3 protein-coding genes and 1 pseudogene are annotated in these 3,800 nt (G+C 74.5%); all 4 read right to left on the bottom strand.

Going from position 1 to position 3,800, the window contains the following annotated elements:
* Positions 1 to 311: 311 nt before the first annotated feature.
* A complete protein-coding gene (locus tag ACIQOV_RS31900; protein ID WP_359905656.1) occupies positions 312 to 1,025 on the bottom strand; it encodes a DUF5063 domain-containing protein in 714 nt (237 codons plus the stop codon).
* A complete protein-coding gene (gene recR / locus ACIQOV_RS31895) occupies positions 1,018 to 1,617 on the bottom strand; it encodes a recombination mediator RecR (protein WP_316522617.1) in 600 nt (199 codons plus the stop codon). The genes ACIQOV_RS31900 and recR overlap by 8 nt, the downstream gene beginning before the upstream one ends.
* Before the next feature lie 287 nt (positions 1,618 to 1,904).
* Complete coding sequence (locus ACIQOV_RS31890; RefSeq protein ID WP_359905653.1) at positions 1,905 to 2,243, bottom strand: YbaB/EbfC family nucleoid-associated protein; 339 nt, start codon at positions 2,241 to 2,243, stop codon at positions 1,905 to 1,907.
* 188 nt (positions 2,244 to 2,431) lie between these two features.
* Positions 2,432 to 3,800 (bottom strand): annotated as a pseudogene (locus tag ACIQOV_RS31885) (DNA polymerase III subunit gamma and tau); the annotation flags it as partial.

The raw sequence follows: 3,800 nt of genomic DNA, 5'->3' as shown, positions 1-3,800 counted from the left end.
GGGTGCGGTCGTCGTCAGTCTACCGAGCAGGGGTGCTCCGACCGGCGCTTTCCATATGGTGAGACGGTAGTTTCAGCACGTGAGCGGCCGTGCGGGTGGCTCCGCCGCCAGGTCTGCGGGCGATTCGGTACGGCTCCGAAGAATCGGCGGATCGGGGGACGGCGATCCGGCCGGATTTCCTTTCCGGCCGGGGCGCTGAGGTATTCGTCACAATCCGAAAGGGCCGTCGCGGAATACCGCCCACCGGCTGCCGGCCACCGTGGCCGTGGGCCGTGGGCCGTGGCCGTGCCCGGGCGCCGACAGCAGGCCGCCTACCGCCCGAGGCCGAGCTCGGCCGCCATCAGGTCGCCCGCCTGCTGTTCGAGCTGCTCGTCGGTGAGCCCGTCGTCGTCGGTGTCCGCGCCGTCCGGCACCGCGCCGAGCGGGCTGTCCAGCCGGACGTGGGCGATGAGCGACTGCAGGGCCCGCAGCACCGCCGTGCAGGTCGTGCCCCAGTTGGAGAGGTACGAGAACTGCCACCACCACAGCGCCTCGCTGATCCGGCCCTCGCGGTAGTGGGTCAGCCCGTGCTGGAGCTCGCTGACCACGCCGGCCAGGTCGTCCGAGATCCGGAAGGCGTTGGGCTTCTCCGGCGGGCCGTACGGGTCGAAGACCTCGTGGTAGACGTCGATCGGCGCGAGCAGCTCGGCGAGGCGCTCGCGCAGCTGCTCGCCGTCCGGCTCGGGACCGGCGTCGGGCTCGAAGCGGTCCTCCGGGACGACGTCCTCGATCGCACCCAGCCGGCCGCCGGCCAGCAGCAGCTGCGAGACCTCCAGGAGCAGCAGCGAGACCGCGCTGCCGGGCTCGTCGCCCTTGGCGACCTCGGTGACGGCGAGCACGAAGCTCTCCACCGAGTCGGCGATCTGCACGGCGAAGTCGTCCGGCTCCGAGCCGTGACCGTGGATGTGCGGGGCGTGCGCCCCCGGTTCCCCGTGGGACTGCTGGTGGGGGGTGTGGGGCTGCTGGTTGATCGTCCGGTCAGACATCGAGCAGTCGTCTCCCTTCGAAGGCGCGACCGAGGGTGACCTCGTCCGCGTACTCCAGATCCCCGCCGACGGGCAGGCCGCTCGCCAGACGGGTCACCTTCAGGCCCATCGGCTTGCAGAGCCGGGCCAGGTAGGTGGCGGTCGCCTCCCCCTCCAGGTTGGGGTCGGTGGCCAGGATCAGCTCGGTGACCGTGCCGTCCGCGAGGCGCGACAGCAGTTCGCGGATGCGCAGGTCGTCCGGGCCGACGCCCTCGATGGGGCTGATCGCGCCGCCCAGCACGTGGTAGCGGCCGCGGAACTCGCGGGTGCGCTCGATGGCGACGACGTCCTTGGACTCCTCGACCACGCAGATGACGGCGAGGTCGCGGCGGGGGTCCAGGCAGACCCGGCACTGCTCGGCCTCCGCGACGTTGCCGCAGACCGCGCAGAAGCGGACCTTGTCCTTGACCTCCAGCAGCGCGTGGGCCAGCCGGCGCACGTCGGTCGGGTCGGCCTGCAACACGTGGAAGGCGATCCGCTGGGCGCTCTTGGGCCCGACGCCGGGCAGCCTGCCCAGTTCGTCGATCAGGTCCTGAACCACGCCCTCGTACAACGTCGCGCCTTCCCTCGGATGGTCGATGGTGCCGTATGCCCGGTGGTGGCCGGTGACGGCCGGTGGTGGCCTGCTGGTCCGTGGTGGCCTGGCGGCCGGTGGTGGCCTGACGGCCGGGTAGCGGACGACCGGTGGTACCGGACGGCCGGTGATGCTCCGGTGCCATCATCCAACGAATCGGGCGTCGGACACAGCGCCCGACGCCCGACTCCCACATAAATCACATAGGTCTGTCGTCTGAACTTCAGGCCTTCTGGAACGTAGAGCCGACGTTAGAACGGCCGACGCTAGAACGGCAGGCCGGGGATGCCGCCGCCCAGGCCCTGGGTCAGCGGGCCCATGCGCTCGGCCTGCATCTTCTGCGCGGTCTGGTTGGCGTCCCGGACGGCCGCCAGGATCAGGTCGGCCAGCGTCTCGGTGTCCTCCGGGTCCACGGCCGCCGGGGCGATGGTCAGCGCCACCAGCTCACCGGCGCCGGTCACCGTCGCCTCGACCAGGCCGCCGCCCGCCGAACCGTTCACCTTCGTCTCGGCCAGCTCCTGCTGGGCCTTGGCGAAATCCTGCTGCATCTTCTGCGCCTGCTTCAGCAGCTGCTGCATGTTGGGCTGGCCACCACCGGGGAACACGGCTGTCTCCTTGCTGTCACGGCTGTCATGCGGTGCTTCGTTCGTCACCGCCGAGCCTACGTGCTGCCCACCGCTCCGGGGCCCGGACCGGGGCCCGGCTCCGGGGCGGCTCAGGGTCGGCTCGGGGACGGCGCCGGGGCTCGGGCCCGGGCCGGTGCCGTCGCACGCGGGCGGGGCCCGGGCCCGGCTCAGGAGCCCTGGTGGTGGATCTCCTCCAGCACCGTCGCACCCAGCTCGCGGATGATCAGCTCCTGCCCGGAGAACACGTCCTCCTTCAGGTCCGGATCGTCCGCCTCCGGGATGTCGTCCTCCGGGGCCACCGACCGCACCGGACGGGCCTGCGCGGCCTGGACCGGCGGGGCCTGCACCGGCGCGGGCTGCACGGGCGGCACCTGGACGGGCGCCGGCGCGGCCTGGACCGGCGGAGCCTGCACCGGCGCCGGGGCGGGCGCGGGCATCGACGGCGCGGCCGCCGCCGGGCGCGCCGGGGCTCCCCAGCCCCCGCCGCCCTGGGCGCCGCCGCTCGGCGCCCCGCCGCCCGGGCCGCCGGCACCGCCGGACGGGTCGACGATGCACTCGATCCGCCAGTCCACACCCAGCGCCTCGGCCAGCGCGGCGCGCAGCACGTCGTCGCTGTTGCTGCCGACAAAGCTGTCCCGGGCACCGGCGTTGATGAAGGACACCTGGAGCACGCTGCCGTCGAACCCGGCCACCTGGCCGTTCTGGCTGAGCAGGATCCAGGTGAAGCGGCGGCGGTTCTTCACCGCCTCCAGGATCTGCGGCCACAGCTGCCGCACCTGCGCGGCGCCCTGCTGCGCGGACGCCGACGGCTGCCCGCCGGAAGCCGCCGCCGGGGCGGGGGCCGGAGCGGGCACGGGAGCGGGAGCCGCCTGGGCCGGGGCCGCCTGCGCCTGCGGCTGCGCCGCGGGGGGCGTCGCCGGAGCCGCGGCGGGGGCGCCACCGGCGGGCGGGAAGCTGCGCGGGATCGGCCAGGCACCCGGCGCCGACCCGGCGGGGGCGGCGGGCGGCGCGGCCTGCACGGGCGGCGCGGCCGGGACGGGAGCGGCCTGCACCGGGGGCGCGGCCGGGACGGGCGCCACCGGCACCTCGCCCACCGGGACGGCCGCCGCCGGCGCAACCGCCATCGGGGCAACCGACGCCGGGGCCGTCATCGGCATGCCCACCGGGGCCGCCATCGGCGCGGCGAACCCGCCCGCCGCCGCCCGTCGCTCCAGCTTGTCCAGCCGTGCCTGCAGCGACAGCTCATCGCTGTAGGCGCCCGGCAGCATCACCCGGGCGCAGATCAGCTCCAGCTGCAGCCGGGGCGCCGCGTTGCCGCGCATCTCGGTCAGCCCGGTGTTGACGATGTCGGCGGCCCGGCTCAGCTCGGCCGCGCCGAACGCGTCCGCCTGGGCCTGCATCACCGCGATCCGGTCGGCCGGGGCGTCGATCAGCCCCTTCTCCCCGGCGTCCGGCACGGTGGCGAGGATCACCAGGTCGCGCAGCCGCTCCAGCAGGTCGGTGACGAAGCGGCGCGGGTCGTGCCCGCCCTCGACC

The organism is Kitasatospora sp. NPDC091257 (assembly GCF_044757675.1).
Taxonomy (GTDB): Bacteria; Actinomycetota; Actinomycetes; order Streptomycetales; family Streptomycetaceae; genus Kitasatospora; species Kitasatospora lactacystinica.
Note: the sequence above shows the minus strand (reverse complement) of the source record. Positions and strands in the feature narration are given on the sequence as shown.

Excerpts from the sequence above, each read along its gene's own strand:
- ACIQOV_RS31900 (WP_359905656.1), bottom strand. The coding sequence starts at position 1,025 with ATGTCTGACCGGACGATCAACCAGCAGCCCCACACCCCCCACCAGCAG.